Genomic DNA, 16,756 nt, shown 5'->3' on the forward strand with positions numbered 1-16,756 from the left:
ATATAATTATTTTGTAATTATTAAAATTATTTACTAATTAAAAATAGTATGTATAAATCTATTTTATATCTTATAGATATAGGATATTTATTTGTATTTTCAAGTTTTATATTTTTTATTTGTTAATTTTATATTAGTTTATTAAGTTATTACAATTTTATTGTTAAATTTGATTTTATTTATTTTGATATATATTTTTCTCGTATAATTTGTTGGGATTCGAATCCAATTTTTTTTAATATAGTTGTTGACTGATTGATCATATTAGGATTTCCACATAAATAAATAATATCATTTTTTGCATTTAAATTTAAATTTATTAATGCATTTTGTACATATCCTAAGAATTCATAATGATTTAATATATTTTTTTCTTGACTAAAACATGCTTTAAACAAAGTTTGAGGATATTTTTTTGAAAATTCGATAAATTCATTTTTAAATAGAATATCTTCTCTTGTTTTGACTCCTTGTAAGATAATTATTTTTAAATCTTTGTTACATTCTAGTTTAGTTTTTAATTCATTTATCATAGATCTGTATGGAGCTATTCCTGTATTAGTAGCTAAAAAAATATAACGTTTAAATGTTTGATCATTAGTTTTTAGTATAAGCCTTCCAAAAGGTCCATTTATATTTAAACATTCATTATATTTTAAATTAAATAATATATCTGTTGCTAAACCGTTTTTTACATAACTTACTGCAATTTCTATATATTTTTTTTCATTTGGTATGTTAGCTATACTGTAGCTTCTTTTAATTATTTGATTTTTGTAGTTAAAAAATATTGTAATAAATTGACCTGGTTTATAAGAGAACGCATATTTTTCATTTTTGATTTTAAAAATGAGGCTTTTAACATTTTTTGATAACATTGATGTTTTTTTTAGGACGATGGTAAATGCTTTAGAATTCATAATTGACTTTTATTTATGATAATTAATTTATTGTGCTAATTTAGTGTTTGATTATATCATATTTTTATAATGGTTTGATTTTAAATTTAGTTTTTGTATTAATTTAATTTGGATAAATTAGAATAATTCAGAATAAATTATAAGTTAATTGTTAAGATATTGTTTAATATAAAATATTTTTATATATTTTTATATATTTTATTCGTATTTAGTTATGGATATATATGTATGAGATAGATTTATGAAATTTAATATTTATTTTAAAAAATATATATCAAATTGTTTTTTTGGTTGTTAATATATAACATATATTAATTTTGATTATGGTGATTAGGATTATTTATTGTTTTTATTATATTTATCTTACTATCTTAGTAAGATGGAATAAAGAATATATGCTTATTTTTAGTATAAGTAAGATATTATTTTCTTTATGTTTTGTATGAAGTATTTTTTTTAAAATTAATTTGATTTATTCTGATAAATGTTTCTATATATAATAGAATATTATATTTTAATATTTACTAGATAATATGGTATGTTTTTATTTTAAATATATTATCTTTATTTTATTTTTTTTTCTTCAAATAAACAATGTTTTTTTATAGTAGGGTCGTATTTCATTAGTTTTAATTTATTAGGAGTGTTTTTATTATTTTTTGTTGTTGTAATAAAATATCCAGTTCCTGATGTGGATAATAACTTTATTTTTATTCTAGATTTTGACATTTTTTATATTTTTTATATATATTAAAATAATCTATTAATTATATATCAATTCCTTTTTTTTCTAATATTTTTATACCTTTTTTACTTATTTTAATTCTTATAAATTTATTTTTTTTTGGAACCCAAAAACGGTGAAAGTGTAAATTTGGAAAAAATTTTCTTTTTGTTTTATTGTTGGAATGGGATACATTGTTACCTTTCATTGGTCGTTTTTTAGTTATTTTACATTTTCGAGACATATTAGATAATTATTAAATAATAAATTTATTTTTCTAAAAATTGTATCATTATAGTAATATAAAATGCAATTAAATATTATTTTTTTTAAATATTTTAAAATTATTAATTAGTTTTTTTATTAATGTAATTGAAATTTTAAGTTATTTATTAAGTAAATTATGTTTTGTAATATATATGTTGAATAGAATTAAGAGTTTTTCTATAAGATCTAATAGAAGAATTAGTAATAGACAGTTTCAAGCTTTAAATAGATTGTTATGTTTTTATAAGTTAGATTTGAATTATGAAAAATGGGATTTTTATTCTATTTTTAATAGAAAAACAGATACTGTTATAGAGATAGGATTTGGTATGGGAGATTTTTTACTTTTTGCGGCTGAGAAAAATTTAAATTTAAATTTTATTGGTATTGATGTGTATAATCCTGGGATTGGGAATATTTTAGCTTCTATAGAAGATAGAAATATTAAAAATATTCGCGTTGCACCTTATGATGCTGTTGATGTTTTTCGGTATCAAATAAAAGATAAATCTTTAATGGGTGTACAGATTTTTTTTCCAGATCCTTGGCCAAAGAGAAAACATCATAAACGTCGATTAATTCAATTTAATTTTGTTAAATCTCTTATATCAAAGATAAGAGATTATGGTTTTCTATTTTGTATAACAGATTGTAAGAGTTATGCGAATAGTATGAGAAGTATTTTTAATAGTTATTCTAGTTTAAAACCAATTAATGATAATTATATCAGTAATATTGAAAATAGTTATTTATTTTTTTTAAATAGCAATGAAAGACCATTAACAAAGTTTGAACGTCGTAGTAAAAAATTATTTTTACCTATATGGAAATTAATATATTTGGTTATATAATAAAATTTTTATTTTGTTGAGTGTACTTTCTTTAAATTTTTTTAAAAATGTTATTTGATTTTTTAGTTTAAAAAAAATTGTGAATTTTTTATTTATATAGGTATTTTTATTTTGAAAATTATATTAGTATAAGAAGTGTATTATTTTAGTTTCATATTGAGATATTAACTGAATTATATTTATTTTTTTAAATAGTTACTTTTATTTAGTAAAGTGTTAATTTATATTTTTAATGAAAATTATTAGTTTTAATGTTAATGGGATTCGTTCAGTTATAAAAAAAGGATTTTTTGATTGGTTATATATACAAAATGCTGATATAATATGTATTCAAGAAGTTAGAGTTAAAATAGATAGAAATAGAATTTTTTTGCCGAAGGAAAGTATTTATAATTTTAAAGATTATTTTTGTACGTATTTTAGTGCTGAGAGAAATGGTTATAGTGGTGTTGCAATATTTTCTCGTTATAAACCTAAATATGTTAAGTTTGGTTTAGATTATTTTTTATGTGATAGTGAAGGTAGATATTTGCAATTTGATTATTCAAAATTTAGTGTTGCATCTGTTTATTTTCCTTCTGGAAGTAGTGGAAGTTATAGACAAGAAGTAAAATATAAGTTTTTAAATAATTTTTTAAAATTTTTGTTAAGTTTTATAAAATCTGGAAGGGAAATAGTTTTTTGTGGAGATTTCAATATTGCACATAAAAAGATAGATGTTAGGAATTGGCGTGATAATCAAAAAAAATCTGGTTTTTTAATAGAAGAAAGAAAATGGATGGATAAGTTGTTTAGAGATTTTAATTTAGTAGATGCTTTTCGTATATTAAATAAAAATAGAGATCAGTATACTTGGTGGAGTTATCGTAATTTTAAATCTTGGATTTATAATATAGGTTGGAGAATTGATTATCAGATTATTACAAAAGGTTTAGCAAATAGTGTGTATAGTGTTAATATTTGTAAAGAGAATCGTTGGTCTGATCATGCTCCTCTTGTTATTGAATATAATGGTAATTGGTTTGATTAAATTTGCTACGTGGAATGTTAATTCTTTAAAAGTTCGTTTAAGTTATATTTTAGATTGGATTAAATTTTTTAATATAGATGTATTAGCGTTGCAAGAGACAAAATTACAAAATAAAGAGTTTCCAGAAAAAATATTTTTTGATTTAGGTTATTATGTAATGTTCAATGGTCAGAAATCTTATAATGGAGTTGCTATTATAAGTAAATTTCCAATAATGAAAAGTGTAATTAATTATAAAAATTTAGGATGGTTAGGTGCTCGTATTTTAGCTGTTACAATTTTAGATATTAGAATTATTAATGTATATGTTCCAAATGGTTTTAATATGAATTCAGAAAAATTTTTGTATAAGTTAATGTGGTTAGAAGATTTGATTTCATTTATTAAGAGTCAATTGTATTTTTATTCAAAATTGATTATTTTAGGAGATTTTAATATTGCTCCAAGAGATAATGATGTTTATGATTCTATAAGAATCAAAGATTGTTTATTAGTTAGTAAAATTGAACGTGATTTTTTTTTTAGAATATTATCTTTAGGTTTTAAAGATATATTTAGTGTATTTTTAAAGAATAAACGTTTTTTTAGTTGGTGGGATTATAGATTTAATAGTTTTAAATTGAATAAGGGTTTTCGTATAGATCATATATTATTAAGTGATAATTTATTAAAGATGTGTATAGATTTTGGAATTGATAAATATCTTAGAGGGTTGAATAAACCTTCAGATCATGTACCAGTATGGTGTATGTTGAATTATATAATTTAGATATTTTTTTACAAAGTAAATTTGTTTATAATAGATTATTTATTGAATAAAGTTTTTTTTGTGATATGCATTATGTTAATAATTTTTAATTATTGTTGTTAAAATTTATTAATTAATAAAGATTAATAATTATTATTATATTATATAATATGTATAAATTGGAGAAATCTTAATGAAAGACTCAATACATCCTAAATATACTGATATCACAATTAGGTGTAATTGTGGTTATTATTTTGTTGTTGGTTCAACTTTAGATAAAGATTTGGACGTTGAAATTTGTTCACAGTGTCATCCATTTTATACGGGAACACAAAAAATGGTTAGTTCTGGTGGTAGAGTACAAAAATTTATAGATCGTTATAAATTAAAATAAAATATTTTTATTTTTATATAATTGAAATTAATAATAGCATAAAAGGATATAAAAGATATATTTTTATGATATTGGCGCTTGTTTAGCGCCTTTTTTTATGTTTTGAATTTTATTTTTAAATAATATACTTATTGTTATAATATTTATTAATTAACATATTTAATTTTTTGTTAGTTTTTTATTTTATTGGGTATCGAATTAAAATTGTATTTTAGTAAAAATTAGTTTTTTTAAAAAAAATTTTGTTTTTTATGTTAATTTGATAAAGTTTTTGATTAGAGAAAATATTTTGGAAAAATATAGTTTTTTACATTAATTTCATATAAATTTAGGACTTTTTATGTATGAAGACAAGATAGAAAATAAAATATTTTTAAGTAAAAAAAGACAATGTACAATATTTTATTGGCTTATATGTGGTCTTAGTGCTTTGTATTATAGTTATGAATATTTTTTACGTATTTTTCCTAGTGTTATGGAAAGTTCTTTACGTGAATATTTTCATTTGTCAGCTACTGGATTTGGATTTTTATCTGTTTTTTATTATTGTGCTTATGTTCCAATGCAATTGCCTGTTGGTATGTTGTTAGATTATTATGGCCCTAGATTATCTTTAACAGTGGCTTGTTTTTTTTGTGTTATAGGGACTTTTGTATTTTCTAATACAAATATATTTTGGATTGCTGCGGTAGGAAGATTTTTAGTTGGTTTTGGATCTTCTTTTGCATTTGTTGGTGTTTTAAAATTAGCAACAATTTGGCTTCCAAGGGATAAATTAGCTTTAATAGCAGGAATAACTGCATCTTTAGGAACTATTGGTGCTATGATTGCAGATAACTTACTTGGAGAGTTGGTAATCGCTGTAGGTTGGAAGAGAGCTGTAAATTTTACTGCTCTTTTTGGATTTTTTTTAGCTGTTATGTTATGGATTGGTATTAGAGATAAAAAACAATATAGAGTTTCTGATAATTTATATTTAAGCTTTAGAAAAAGTTTTATAAGTTTATGTGTTACTATTTGTAACAAACAAATTTGGGTAAATGGTTTTTTTGGATGTTTAGTTTATTTACCTACTACTGTGTTTGCTGAATTATGGGGTGTTCCTTATTTAGTTCATGCTTGCAATTTTACACAAGAAGAAGCTAATTTTGCTAATTCCTTATTATTTTTTGGTTTTACTGTTGGCGCTCCTTTAATGGGATATATATCTGATAGATTACGATGTCGTAAGATACCAATGTTATTTGGAGCTTCTGGAGCGGCAATTGTTATGTTAATAATTTTGTATTATCCTTGGTTAAATAAATGTTCAATTGATTTTTTAGTATTTATTTTAGGTATATTATATAGTGTTCAGTGTATTGTGTTTGTTATTGGTAGAGAGATAGGATCTGAAGAGTATTCTGGTACTTCAATGGCAGTGACAAATATGATAGTAATGCTTGGAGCAATGTTTTTGCAGCCTTTTGTAGGAAATTTATTAGATTTAAGTTTATCATTACATACAAACAAAGTTTTTTTAAGTAAAATAGATAATATTAATAGTGTTAAAGATTTATATACTAGAATTGATTATCAATTTGCTTTATCTAGTATACCTATTGGTATTATTATTGCTGTTATTTTAGCATTTTTTTTGAAGGAAACTTATGTTAATAAAACTAAATAAAATTTTTTTGTTATTAAATTTTGAACTTATATTATCAATATAAGTATTTTAGCAATCTAAATTAGTTTGTGTGTAGTTTATATATTTAAATTGAAATAAATTATTTATTGTTTAATAAATTTTGTTATGTTTTTTAATTTAGTATTTGAAATTGTTAATTTAGTTTTATTAGAAAGATTTTGAGATGGTGTAAATAGGCATTTAAAAAAAATAATGTTTTTGTTTAGAATATATGGTTTAAAATGATAAATTTAATCTGGTTAAGTATGATTATACTATCTTTTATTAGTGCAATCATTCAAAATCGTGTAGAACAATTGATGTTGTCTATTATTAAATCTGCTAAATTTGGTTTTCAAATTGCTATTAATTTATCTGGAATAATGGCATTATGGTTAGGTGTTATGCAAGTTATTCTGGATTCTGGTTTAATTAATTATTTATCTAGAGTTCTTAATCCTATTATGTATGTTTTATTTCCGGATATTCCAATTTTTCATCCAGCGATTAAAGCTATGTCATTAAATATAATTGCTAATATTTTAGGTTTATCTAATGCTGCTACTCCATTTGGTTTACAGGCAATGAAGGAATTACATAAATTGAATAATTATGTTGAATATGCTACACATTCTATGTGTACTTTTGTGGCTATTAATGTGTCTAGTATACAAGTTATACCTATAACTACACTTGCTTTACTTTCTATGAATGGAAATTTACATCCTGGAAAGATTATAGGTGCTATTTTATTAGCTACATCGGTATCTACTATTGTAGCTATCTTTTTTACGAAGAGTTTTGAAAGGTATCATATTTATGAGTAGATAAATAAAAAGTTTTTTCATATAGCGAGATACAATAATATGTTTATTGATTTAAGTAAATTTTTTAGTTTTTTATTTGTTTTTTTCTTTATTTTTGTTTTTGTTTATGCTGCTTTTGTAAAGATTAATGTTTTTGATGTTTTTGTTTCTGGAGCAAAAGATGGATTTTCGACCAGTATTGTTTTAGTACCGTATTTAGTAGCTATGATAGTTGCTGTTGGTATGTTACGTTCATCTGGTTTTTTTGAGATAATTGAAAAAATTCTTCATCCTGTGTTGTTTAAGTTGGGTATTCCTTCTTCATTATTACCATTAATATTAATTAGGCCATTTTCTGGTAGTGCATCTATAGGAATTATGGCAGAATTAATGCATGAATATGGAGGAAATTCTGATATTGCAAAAATGGCTGCGATTATGATGGGTAGTACGGAAACTACTTTTTATATTATTACTACTTATTTTGGTATTATAGGTATTAAAAATACGAGGTATACTGTTTTAGTTGGTTTATTGGCTGATTTTTTTGGAATTGTTTCTAGTATTATTATTTTTCATTTTTTTTTAAGAAGTTAATTTTAATTAAATGAAAGATAGTATTTATTGATATTAAAAAAATAGTTTTTTAATAAAATTATTTGTTATTGTATTTGTGTGTAATTTAAAATTTTTTGTTTATTATAATGAACTTATATGTTAGGAATTTATAGTTTAGAGAAACAAGTTTGGTATAATGAGTTAATTGCTGGATGTTGTGAAATTATATCAATGAATGAGTTGATTGATAAATTAACAAGTAAGAAGAAATTAATTATTAAAGCTGGTTTTGATCCAACATCTGCAGATTTGCATTTAGGTCATTTTCTTATTCTTAAGAAATTAAGTCAATTTCAAATGTTGGGGCATCAGATTGTTTGTTTAATTGGTGATTTTACTGCTAGAATAGGTGATCCTAGTGGAAATAGTATTTCTCGTGTTCCTATTTCTAAAGAAAGTATTAAGAGTAATATTAGGTTTTATGAAGAACAAATTTTTAGAGTTCTTGATAAAGATAAAACGAAGATAGTTTATAATTCTGAATGGTTAAATACTTTAAGTATAGAAGATTTTTTTATTTTAATGTCTAAGTGTTCTGTTTCTAGAATGTTTCAAAGGGAAGATTTTCGAAGAAGATATTTTTCTAAAAAATCTATTTTAATTAATGAATTTTTATATCCTTTATTGCAAGGATATGATTCTATGGTATTAAATGCTGATATTGAAATAGGAGGGATTGATCAGAAATTTAATTTATTAATTGGAAGAGAAATTCAAAAGAAATATGGATTAATGCCTCAATGTATCATAATGTTACCATTAATGATCGGTTTGGATGGTGTTAGAAAAATGTCAAAGTCTTTTAATAATTATATTGGAATCAATGAATCTCCTGAAGAAATATTTGGAAAAATTATGTCTATTTCAGATGATATAATGTGGCACTATATTGAAGTGTTAAATTTAAAATCTTTATGTAAATCTAATTTATTTAGTAAAACAAAAAAGATTAGTGGATTAGATATAATGAATATTAAAGTTTTACTAGCTAAAAAATTGGTTATGTTTTTATACAGTCAGAAAGATGCTGATTTAGCACATAAGGTATTTATAGATAAGTTTAGAAATAAATTAGTTCCAAAGAATTTAATTGTAGAAACCATTTTATATAATAAGGAGTTATCTATTATAAATATTTTGAGACATTTGAATTTTTCTCGAAGTAATTCTGAATCTTTTCGTTTAATAAAGCAAGGTGCTGTTAAGATTGATGGTAAGCGTATTTGTGATTTATCTATACGATTTTTTGAAAATAAAATATATATTATACAAGTTGGTAAATTACGTTATTCTAAATTTATTTTAAAAAAATAATGATGAAATATATTTTTTGTAAAAAGTTTGACAAACTTATTAAGTAAGTATAATATTTTGTATTTTTAGTATAGATAAAGTTCTTTAAAAATTTGGAACAGACTATGAGGACACTTTATGATAGTTATGAATAGTAAAGTGGTATATAGCTAGTAAGTATGTAAAGTAAAATGCTAGAGAATTAAACTGAAGAGTTTGATCCTGGCTCAGATTGAACGCTGGCGGCATGCATAACACATGCAAGTTGAACGGCAGCATGGTTTAAGAGTTAAATCTTAAATTGATGGCGAGTAGCGAACGGGTGAGTATAACGTAGGAATGTATCTTAAAGTTTAGGATAACCTAGGGAAACTTAGGCTAATACTGAATATTCTCTATGGAGAAAAGTTGGGGACCGATAATAAAGGCCTAACGCTTTAAGGGCAGCCTGCGTCTGATTAGCTAGTTGGTAAGGTAATGGCTTACCAAGGCAACGATCAGTAGCTGGTCTGAGAGGACGGTCAGCCACACTGGGACTGAGACACGGCCCAGACTCCTACGGGAGGCAGCAGTGGGGAATATTGGACAATGGGGGCAACCCTGATCCAGCAATGCCGCGTGTGTGAAGAAGGCCTGAGGGTTGTAAAGCACTTTTGGTAAGGAAGATGAATATAAAATTTAATACATTTTATATTGGACGTTACTTACAGAATAAGCACCGGCAAACTCCGTGCCAGCAGCCGCGGTAATACGGAGGGTGCAAGCGTTAATCGGAATTACTGGGCGTAAAGGGTGCGTAGGTTGTATGGTAAGTTATTTGTGAAAGACCTAAGCTTAACTTAGGAAGTGCAGATAAAACTACCAAACTAGAGTATGGGATAGGGTAGTGGAATTTCCGGTGTAGCAGTGAAATGCGTAGATATCGGAAGGAACATCAGTGGCGAAGGCGACTACCTGGCCCAAAACTGACACTGAGGCACGAAAGCATGGGGAGCAAACAGGATTAGATACCCTGGTAGTCCATGCTGTAAACGTTGTCAACTAGCTGTTGGTCATTATTTAATGATAAGTAGCGAAGCTAACGCGTTAAGTTGACCGCCTGGGGAGTACGGTCGCAAGATTAAAACTCAAAGGAATTGACGGGGGCCCGCACAAGCGGTGGAGCATGTGGTTTAATTCGATGCAACGCGAGGAACCTTACCTACCCTTGACATACAGCGAATTTAACAGAGATGTTAAAGTGCCGGGAGGAACGCTGATACAGGTGCTGCATGGCTGTCGTCAGCTCGTGTTGTGAGATATTGGGTTAAGTCCCGTAACGAGCGTAACCCTTGTTCTTAGTTGCCATCGATAAAGTCGGGGACTCTAAGAAGACTGCCGATGAAAAATCGGAGGAAGGGGGGGATGAGGTCAAGTCATCATGGCCCTTATGGGTAGGGCTACACACGTGCTACAATGGCTCGTACAGAGGGTAGCTAAAGGGAGACCTGGAGCCAATCCTAAAAAGCGAGTCGTAGTCCGGATTGAAGTCTGCAACTCGACTTCATGAAGTCGGAATCGCTAGTAATCGCGAATCAGCATGTCGCGGTGAATACGTTCCCGGGCCTTGTACACACCGCCCGTCACACCATGGAAGTGGGTTGCACCAGAAGTCAATAGTTTAACCTAAAATTTTTTAGGAGGACGTTGACCACGGTGTGGTTCATAACTGGGGTGAAGTCGTAACAAGGTAGCCGTAGGGGAACCTGCGGCTGGATCACCTCCTTACGAAGTATATGGAATGAAATATCATAATTGGATTATCGTGTCTGATTGGTTTGTTTTATATTTTTTATAAGTTTTTATTTTTTTGGGGTCGTAGCTCAGTTGGTAGAGCTTCTGTTTTGCACGCAGATGGTCGGGAGTTCAATTCTCCCCGACTCCACTAGATTTTTTATATGTTTTGCTATTTAACAATTTAGAAAATGCATTTAGGTATACACAAGCAAAATCAGGTAATAAAATTTTTAATAGAGATTTTATTTTATATGATCAAGAAAAATAAGCGCAAATAGTGGATGCCTAGGCAGTAAGAGGCGATGAAGGACGTGGCATTCTGCGAAAATCTTTGGTAAGCTGAAAGCAGGCGAAAGAACCAAAGGTATCCGAATGGGGAAACCTAACCAATTTATTGGTTATTTAAACTTGAATAAAATAGAGTTTAAAAGCGAACCTAGAGAATTGAAACATCTTAGTATCTAGAGGAAAAGAAATCAAAATTGAGATTTCCTAAGTAGTGGCGAGCGAAAAGGAAGAAGCCAATGTAAGTTACGTATTTAATGAGTTATAGAATAACTTGGAAAAGTTAACCGTAGAAGGTGAAAGTCCTGTATATAGTATTTATACGGAGACTAAGTACATTAATAAGTAGACCGGGACACGAGAAATCTTGGTTGAAGATAGGTGGACCATCATCTAAGGCTAAATACTACTTACTGACCGATAGTGAACAAGTACCGTGAGGGAAAGGTGAAAAGAACCCCGGAGAGGGGAGTGAAATAGAAACTGAAACTGTTTGCGTACAAGCAGTGGGAGCTAAAATGATATATTTATAATTTATTTATAGGTATGTTTTTATTAGTGACTGCGTACCTTTTGTATAATGGGTCAGCGAGTTATTTTTAGTGGCGAGGTTAACTTTGTTAGAAGGGAGCCGTAGAGAAATCGAGTCTTAATAGGGCGTTTGTATTTTTTTATTTGTATAGTCGCTAGAAATAGACCCGAAACCGGGCGATCTAGCCATGTCCAGGATGAAGATTAGTTAACACTAATTGGAGGTCCGAACCGGGTAATGTTGAAAAATTATCGGATGAGGTGTGGCTAGGAGTGAAAGGCTAAACAAGCTCGGAGATAGCTGGTTCTCCCCGAAAGCTATTTAGGTAGCGTCTTGTGAGATTAATTATCTGGGGTAGAGCACTGTTTCGGCTAGGGGGTCTTAAATGATCTACTAAACCGATGCAAACTACGAATACGGATTAATTGTATCATGGGAAACACACATCGGGTGATAACGTCCGTTGTGGAAAGGGAAACAACCCAGATCGTCAGCTAAGGTCCCTAAGTAATAATTAAGTGATAAAACGAAGTGAGAAGGCATAGATATCCAGGAGGTTGGCTTAGAAGCAGCCATCCTTTAAAGAAAGCGTAATAGCTCACTGGTTGAGTCATCTTGCACGGAAGATTTAACGGGGCTAAATTATTCACCGAAGCTACGATACTTATATATGTTTTTTATATATTTTTTTATGTATAAAAAGATCCTATATGAGTAGGTAGGGGAGCATTCTGTAGGCCGTAGAAGGTTTATTGTGAAGTAAACTGGAGGTATCAGAAGAGCGAATGCTGACATGAGTAACGATAAAGGGGGTGAAAAACCTCCTCGCCGAAAGTCTAAGGTTTCCTGCCCTACGTTAATCGGGGCAGGGTTAGTCGATATCCTAAGGTAAGGTCGAAAGACGTAGCCGATGGACATTAGGTTAATATTCCTGAACTTTTTATAAGTGGTGATTTGTAGGGACGAAAAAGGCTAGGCAAGCCGGTTATTGGATTTCTGGTAGAGGCATATAGACGAGGAACGAGGAAAATCCCGTTCCATATATACAAAAGTATATACGTTAAGGTGCTGAAGGATTTGACCGCATAGGTGTGAAGAAGTTGTTGAAGCCATTTTCCAAGAAAATCTACTAACCTTAACTTATAAAAATACGTACCGCAAACCGACACAGGTAGATGGGTAGAGAATACTAAGGCGCTTGATAGAACTTGGGTGAAGGAACTAGGCAAAATAATACCGTAACTTCGGGAGAAGGTATGCCATTTTTAGTGGGATTATAATATCAATTATAATTGAGCTTAATTTGGCCGCAGAGAATAGGTGGCTGCGACTGTTTATTAAAAACACAGCACTCTGCAAATTCGTAAGAAGAAGTATAGGGTGTGACGCCTGCCCGGTGCCGGAAGGTTAACTGATATTGTTAAAAATCAATTTATGATTTTGAAGCAATAGATTGAAGCCTCGGTAAACGGCGGCCGTAACTATAACGGTCCTAAGGTAGCGAAATTCCTTGTCGGGTAAGTTCCGACCTGCACGAATGGCGTAACGATGGCCACACTGTCTCCACCCAAGAATCAGTGAAATTGAAATTGCTGTGAAGATGCAGTATACCCGCGGCTAGACGGAAAGACCCCGTGAACCTTTACTATAGCTTTATATTGAATTTTGATAATGATTGTGTAGGATAGGTGGGAGGTTATGAAGTATGGACGCCAGTTTATATGGAACCGACCTTGAAATACCACCCTGTTATTATTGGAATTCTAACTTCAAGCTTTGATCAAGCTTAAGGACAATGTATGGTGGGTAGTTTGACTGGGGCGGTCTCCTCCTAAAGAGTAACGGAGGAGCGCAAAGGTACCCTCGGTACGGTCGGACATCGTACTAAGAGCGCAAAGGCAAAAGGGTGCTTAACTGCGAGACTGACAGGTCAAGCAGGTACGAAAGTAGGTCTTAGTGATCCGGTGGTTCTGTATGGAAGGGCCATCGCTCAACGAATAAAAGGTACTCCGGGGATAACAGGCTAATACCGCCCAAGAGTTCATATCGACGGCGGTGTTTGGCACCTCGATGTCGGCTCATCACATCCTGGGGCTGAAGCAGGTCCCAAGGGTATGGCTGTTCGCCATTTAAAGTGGTACGCGAGCTGGGTTTAGAACGTCGTGAGACAGTTCGGTCCCTATCTGCCGTGGGCGTAGGAAAATTGAGAGGAGCTGCTCCTAGTACGAGAGGATCGGAGTGGACAAACCTATGGTGTTCCGGTTGTAACGCCAGTTGCATAGCCGGGTAGCTATGTTTGGAAAGGATAACCGCTGAAAGCATCTAAGTGGGAAGCCTGCCTCAAGATGAGTTTTCCCTTGAAGCCCGTTGAAGACTACAACGTTGATAGGCGAGGTGTGTAAGCTCAGTAATGAGTGTAGCTAACTCGTACTAATAGGCTGATTGTCTTGATCATATAATGTAAAATCTTATTATTAATTTTTCGATGTTTTTTCTTGTTTAAAAAATTTTGATTGTTTTTAAGTTTATTAAAAGCTTTCCTGGTAATTATAGCGATTTGGAACCACCTGATCCCATTTCGAACTCAGAAGTGAAACGAATATGCGCCGATGATAGTATGAAGTTTCTTCATGTTAAAGTAGGTGATTACCAGGTTTTTTTTGTTAAGTAAGATTTATTTATAAAAAGAATTTTTTTAAAAAGAAGGCGCGTAGCTCAATGGTAGAGTATCATCTTGACATGGTGGTGGTTGGTGGTTCGATTCCACTCGTGCCTAATTATTATATATTTTTTATATATTTTATGTTATATAAAAAAACAAGTAAGTTTTCATTAAAATTTTATTAATAGAAAATAAAATTTTTTTAATATATTAAATTATGCCAAATATTACATTTTCTAATGATAGAAGTATATATTTTGATTCTCCTGTCACAGTTTTGGATGCAGCTAAAACTGTTGATTTTTTTTCAAAAAAAAAAATATTGGCCGGTAGTATAGATAATAGGTTTGTTGATATTAGTTTTCTTATAAAGAAAGATAGTTTTTTATCAATTATTACTGAAGATGATAGAAATGCGATATTTGTAATACGACATTCTATTATGCATCTTTTAGCAAATGTTGTTAAATTTTTATTTCCTGAAGTTTTATTAGTAAGTGGTTCATCTGCAAAAGAAGAATTCTATTATGATTTTTACTATAAACGTTCATTTAATTTAAATGACTTATATCATATAGAAGAAAAAATGTATGAATTTGTTAAAAAAAATTATTCTATTGAACGATGTGAGTATAATTATTCTCAAGTTATTTCTTTTTTTAAAGCAAAAAAAGAAATATACAAAGTAAAAATTATAAAAGAAATTTCAAAAAGTTCTATATTTTCTCTTTATAAACAAGGAGATTTTATAGATTTATGTAGGGGGCCTCAAGTACCTTTTACTGGGTATTTAAAATTTTTTAAATTAATAAAAGTTTCAGGTGTTTATTGGAAAGGGAATTCTAAAAATGAAATGTTACAGCGTATATATGGTGTTGTTTTTAAAAATAAAAATGATTTAGATTTATATTTTAAAAATATAGAAAATTTAAAATCTAAAGATCATAGAAGATTAGGAATTCAGTTAGATTTATTTCATTTTCAGGATATTGCTCCTGGTATGGTTTTTTGGCATGAAAAAGGTTTATTAATTTTAAACCTTATAAAAAGGTATTTGAGAGATTTGTTAAGTAAAAATAAATATCAGGAAATTAAAACTCCTCAATTGATAGATAAAAAATTATGGAAGTTATCTGGTCATTATAGAAATTTTAATAAAGAGATGTTTTTTATAAATACGAATAAAAGAAGTTATGCTATAAAACCTATGAGCTGTCCGTGTCATGTTCAAGTTTATAATCAAAAAATTCATAGTTATAAAGAATTACCAATTAAATTTTCTGAATTTGGAAATTGTCATAGAAATGAACCATCTGGTTCATTGCATGGTTTAATGAGATTAAGAAATATGATTCAAGATGATGCTCATATATTTTGTACAGAAAAACAACTTCGAAATGAAATTGTAGATATAATTAATGTTATTGAATCAGTTTATATAGATTTTGGTTTTAATAATGTTCAATATGATTTGGCATTTAGACCTGAAAAAAGAATTGGTAGTGATTTTATATGGGATATTGCTGAAAATTCTTTAAAAGATTCTTTGATTTATAAAAATATTAAATGGAATAATATTAATAATAAAGGATCTTTTTATGGTCCAAAAATAGAATGTTCTTTATTGGATAGTTTTGGTAGAATTTGGCAGTGTGGAACTGTTCAGATAGATTTTTTTATGCCTCAAAATTTAGGAGCAACATATATATCAAAAAATAATGAATATAAAATTCCTGTTATGATACATAGAGCTATTTTAGGTTCTTTAGAACGTTTTTTAGGTATTTTAATAGAACATTATTCTGGTTCTTTTCCATTTTGGTTATCACCAGTACAAGTAATGATATTACCTATTAGTGATAAACAGAATGATTATGCAATAAAAATTACTAAAATTTTACAAAAAGAAGGTATTAGAGTAGCATATAATTTGGAGAGTGAAAGAATTAATTTAAAAATTTATAAGTATACTATAGAAAAAGTACCTTGTTTAATAATAGTAGGAAATAAAGAGAAAAAAAATAACATGGTTTCCATGCGTACCAGAGAAGGGATTAATTTAGGTTTAATGAATATCGATTCAATGTGTAATTTTTTGAAACATGCTATAGCTTTAAAAGCTAAAGCAAAAAGTTTAGGAGATATTAATTATTATTAAGAATAATAAATATTTTAGTA

Annotated in this window: 12 protein-coding genes, 2 tRNA genes and 3 rRNA genes; 14 read left to right on the forward strand and 3 right to left on the reverse strand. The window is 28.6% G+C overall.

From position 1 onward, the window contains the following. Positions 1-179 precede the first annotated feature (179 nt). The 3 genes from CCU22_RS01995 to rpmB all read right to left on the reverse strand — a co-directional run bounded on the left by CCU22_RS01995 (position 180) and on the right by rpmB (position 1,888). Entirely contained in the window at positions 180-920 is a 741-nt protein-coding gene (locus CCU22_RS01995; RefSeq protein WP_100114915.1) for an FAD-binding oxidoreductase, read from the reverse strand. Between the two features lie 564 nt (positions 921-1,484). Then, entirely contained in the window at positions 1,485-1,649 is a 165-nt protein-coding gene (gene rpmG, locus CCU22_RS02000) for a 50S ribosomal protein L33 (protein ID WP_100114916.1), read from the reverse strand. Positions 1,650-1,687: 38 nt separating this feature from the next. Beyond that, the gene (rpmB, locus tag CCU22_RS02005) at positions 1,688-1,888 is read right to left on the reverse strand and encodes a 50S ribosomal protein L28 (protein WP_100114917.1); all 201 of its coding nucleotides are present in this window, start codon (positions 1,886-1,888) and stop codon (positions 1,688-1,690) included. Between the two features lie 175 nt (positions 1,889-2,063). Here rpmB and trmB point away from each other — a divergent pair, with 175 nt between their 5' ends. The 14 genes from trmB to thrS all read left to right on the forward strand — a co-directional run bounded on the left by trmB (position 2,064) and on the right by thrS (position 16,736). Continuing rightward, positions 2,064-2,762 carry a tRNA (guanosine(46)-N7)-methyltransferase TrmB gene (gene trmB, locus CCU22_RS02010; RefSeq protein ID WP_100114918.1) on the forward strand — a complete coding sequence of 233 codons (699 nt, stop codon included), beginning with the start codon at positions 2,064-2,066 and terminating at the stop codon, positions 2,760-2,762. A gap of 232 nt (positions 2,763-2,994) precedes the next feature. Continuing rightward, a complete protein-coding gene (locus tag CCU22_RS02015) occupies positions 2,995-3,792 on the forward strand; it encodes an exodeoxyribonuclease III (protein WP_100114919.1) in 798 nt (265 codons plus the stop codon). Beyond that, the gene (gene xth, locus CCU22_RS02020; protein WP_233485102.1) at positions 3,749-4,561 is read left to right on the forward strand and encodes an exodeoxyribonuclease III; all 813 of its coding nucleotides are present in this window, start codon (positions 3,749-3,751) and stop codon (positions 4,559-4,561) included. The genes CCU22_RS02015 and xth overlap by 44 nt, the downstream gene beginning before the upstream one ends. 172 nt (positions 4,562-4,733) lie before the next feature. Beyond that, positions 4,734-4,937, forward strand: coding sequence for a 50S ribosomal protein L31 (gene rpmE / locus CCU22_RS02025; protein ID WP_100114920.1), 204 nt, complete (start codon positions 4,734-4,736; stop codon positions 4,935-4,937). Positions 4,938-5,277: 340 nt separating this feature from the next. After that, positions 5,278-6,606, forward strand: coding sequence for an MFS transporter (locus CCU22_RS02030; protein WP_100114921.1), 1,329 nt, complete (start codon positions 5,278-5,280; stop codon positions 6,604-6,606). A gap of 242 nt (positions 6,607-6,848) precedes the next feature. Further along, positions 6,849-7,433, forward strand: a complete 585-nt coding sequence (locus tag CCU22_RS02035; RefSeq protein WP_100114922.1) for a nucleoside recognition domain-containing protein — start codon at positions 6,849-6,851, stop codon at positions 7,431-7,433. A 39-nt stretch (positions 7,434-7,472) separates the two neighbouring features. Continuing rightward, positions 7,473-8,009, forward strand: a complete 537-nt coding sequence (locus tag CCU22_RS02040; RefSeq protein WP_100114923.1) for a spore maturation protein — start codon at positions 7,473-7,475, stop codon at positions 8,007-8,009. Positions 8,010-8,126: 117 nt separating this feature from the next. Beyond that, on the forward strand, positions 8,127-9,344 hold the full coding sequence (tyrS, locus tag CCU22_RS02045) for a tyrosine--tRNA ligase (protein ID WP_100114924.1): 1,218 nt from the start codon (positions 8,127-8,129) through the stop codon (positions 9,342-9,344). Positions 9,345-9,527: 183 nt separating this feature from the next. After that, positions 9,528-11,090, forward strand: a 16S ribosomal RNA gene (locus CCU22_RS02050). Between the two features lie 84 nt (positions 11,091-11,174). Beyond that, positions 11,175-11,247 (forward strand) — tRNA-Ala (locus tag CCU22_RS02055). 105 nt (positions 11,248-11,352) lie between these two features. Continuing rightward, positions 11,353-14,371 (forward strand): 23S ribosomal RNA (locus CCU22_RS02060). Positions 14,372-14,455: 84 nt separating this feature from the next. Beyond that, positions 14,456-14,571, forward strand: a 5S ribosomal RNA gene (gene rrf, locus CCU22_RS02065). The 16S, 23S and 5S rRNA genes sit together here with 2 tRNA genes alongside, the layout of an rRNA operon. Before the next feature lie 49 nt (positions 14,572-14,620). Beyond that, a tRNA-Val gene (locus CCU22_RS02070) sits at positions 14,621-14,692 on the forward strand. Positions 14,693-14,795: 103 nt separating this feature from the next. Next, positions 14,796-16,736 carry a threonine--tRNA ligase gene (gene thrS, locus CCU22_RS02075; protein ID WP_100114925.1) on the forward strand — a complete coding sequence of 647 codons (1,941 nt, stop codon included), beginning with the start codon at positions 14,796-14,798 and terminating at the stop codon, positions 16,734-16,736. Positions 16,737-16,756: the final 20 nt, after the last annotated feature.

It is taken from the genome of Candidatus Legionella polyplacis, from assembly GCF_002776555.1.
Taxonomy (GTDB): Bacteria; Pseudomonadota; Gammaproteobacteria; order Legionellales; family Legionellaceae; genus Legionella_E; species Legionella_E polyplacis.

Bases quoted from the DNA above. Each gene is read 5' to 3' on its own strand.
- CCU22_RS01995 (WP_100114915.1), bottom strand. From the start codon at position 920: ATGAATTCTAAAGCATTTACCATCGTCCTAAAAAAAACATCAATGTTA.
- rpmG (WP_100114916.1), bottom strand. From the start codon at position 1,649: ATGTCAAAATCTAGAATAAAAATAAAGTTATTATCCACATCAGGAACT.
- rpmB (WP_100114917.1), bottom strand. From the start codon at position 1,888: ATGTCTCGAAAATGTAAAATAACTAAAAAACGACCAATGAAAGGTAAC.
- trmB (WP_100114918.1), top strand. From the start codon at position 2,064: ATGTTGAATAGAATTAAGAGTTTTTCTATAAGATCTAATAGAAGAATT.
- CCU22_RS02015 (WP_100114919.1), top strand. From the start codon at position 2,995: ATGAAAATTATTAGTTTTAATGTTAATGGGATTCGTTCAGTTATAAAA.
- xth (WP_233485102.1), top strand. From the start codon at position 3,749: ATGCTCCTCTTGTTATTGAATATAATGGTAATTGGTTTGATTAAATTT.
- rpmE (WP_100114920.1), top strand. From the start codon at position 4,734: ATGAAAGACTCAATACATCCTAAATATACTGATATCACAATTAGGTGT.
- CCU22_RS02030 (WP_100114921.1), top strand. From the start codon at position 5,278: ATGTATGAAGACAAGATAGAAAATAAAATATTTTTAAGTAAAAAAAGA.
- CCU22_RS02035 (WP_100114922.1), top strand. From the start codon at position 6,849: ATGATAAATTTAATCTGGTTAAGTATGATTATACTATCTTTTATTAGT.
- CCU22_RS02040 (WP_100114923.1), top strand. From the start codon at position 7,473: ATGTTTATTGATTTAAGTAAATTTTTTAGTTTTTTATTTGTTTTTTTC.
- tyrS (WP_100114924.1), top strand. From the start codon at position 8,127: ATGTTAGGAATTTATAGTTTAGAGAAACAAGTTTGGTATAATGAGTTA.
- thrS (WP_100114925.1), top strand. From the start codon at position 14,796: ATGCCAAATATTACATTTTCTAATGATAGAAGTATATATTTTGATTCT.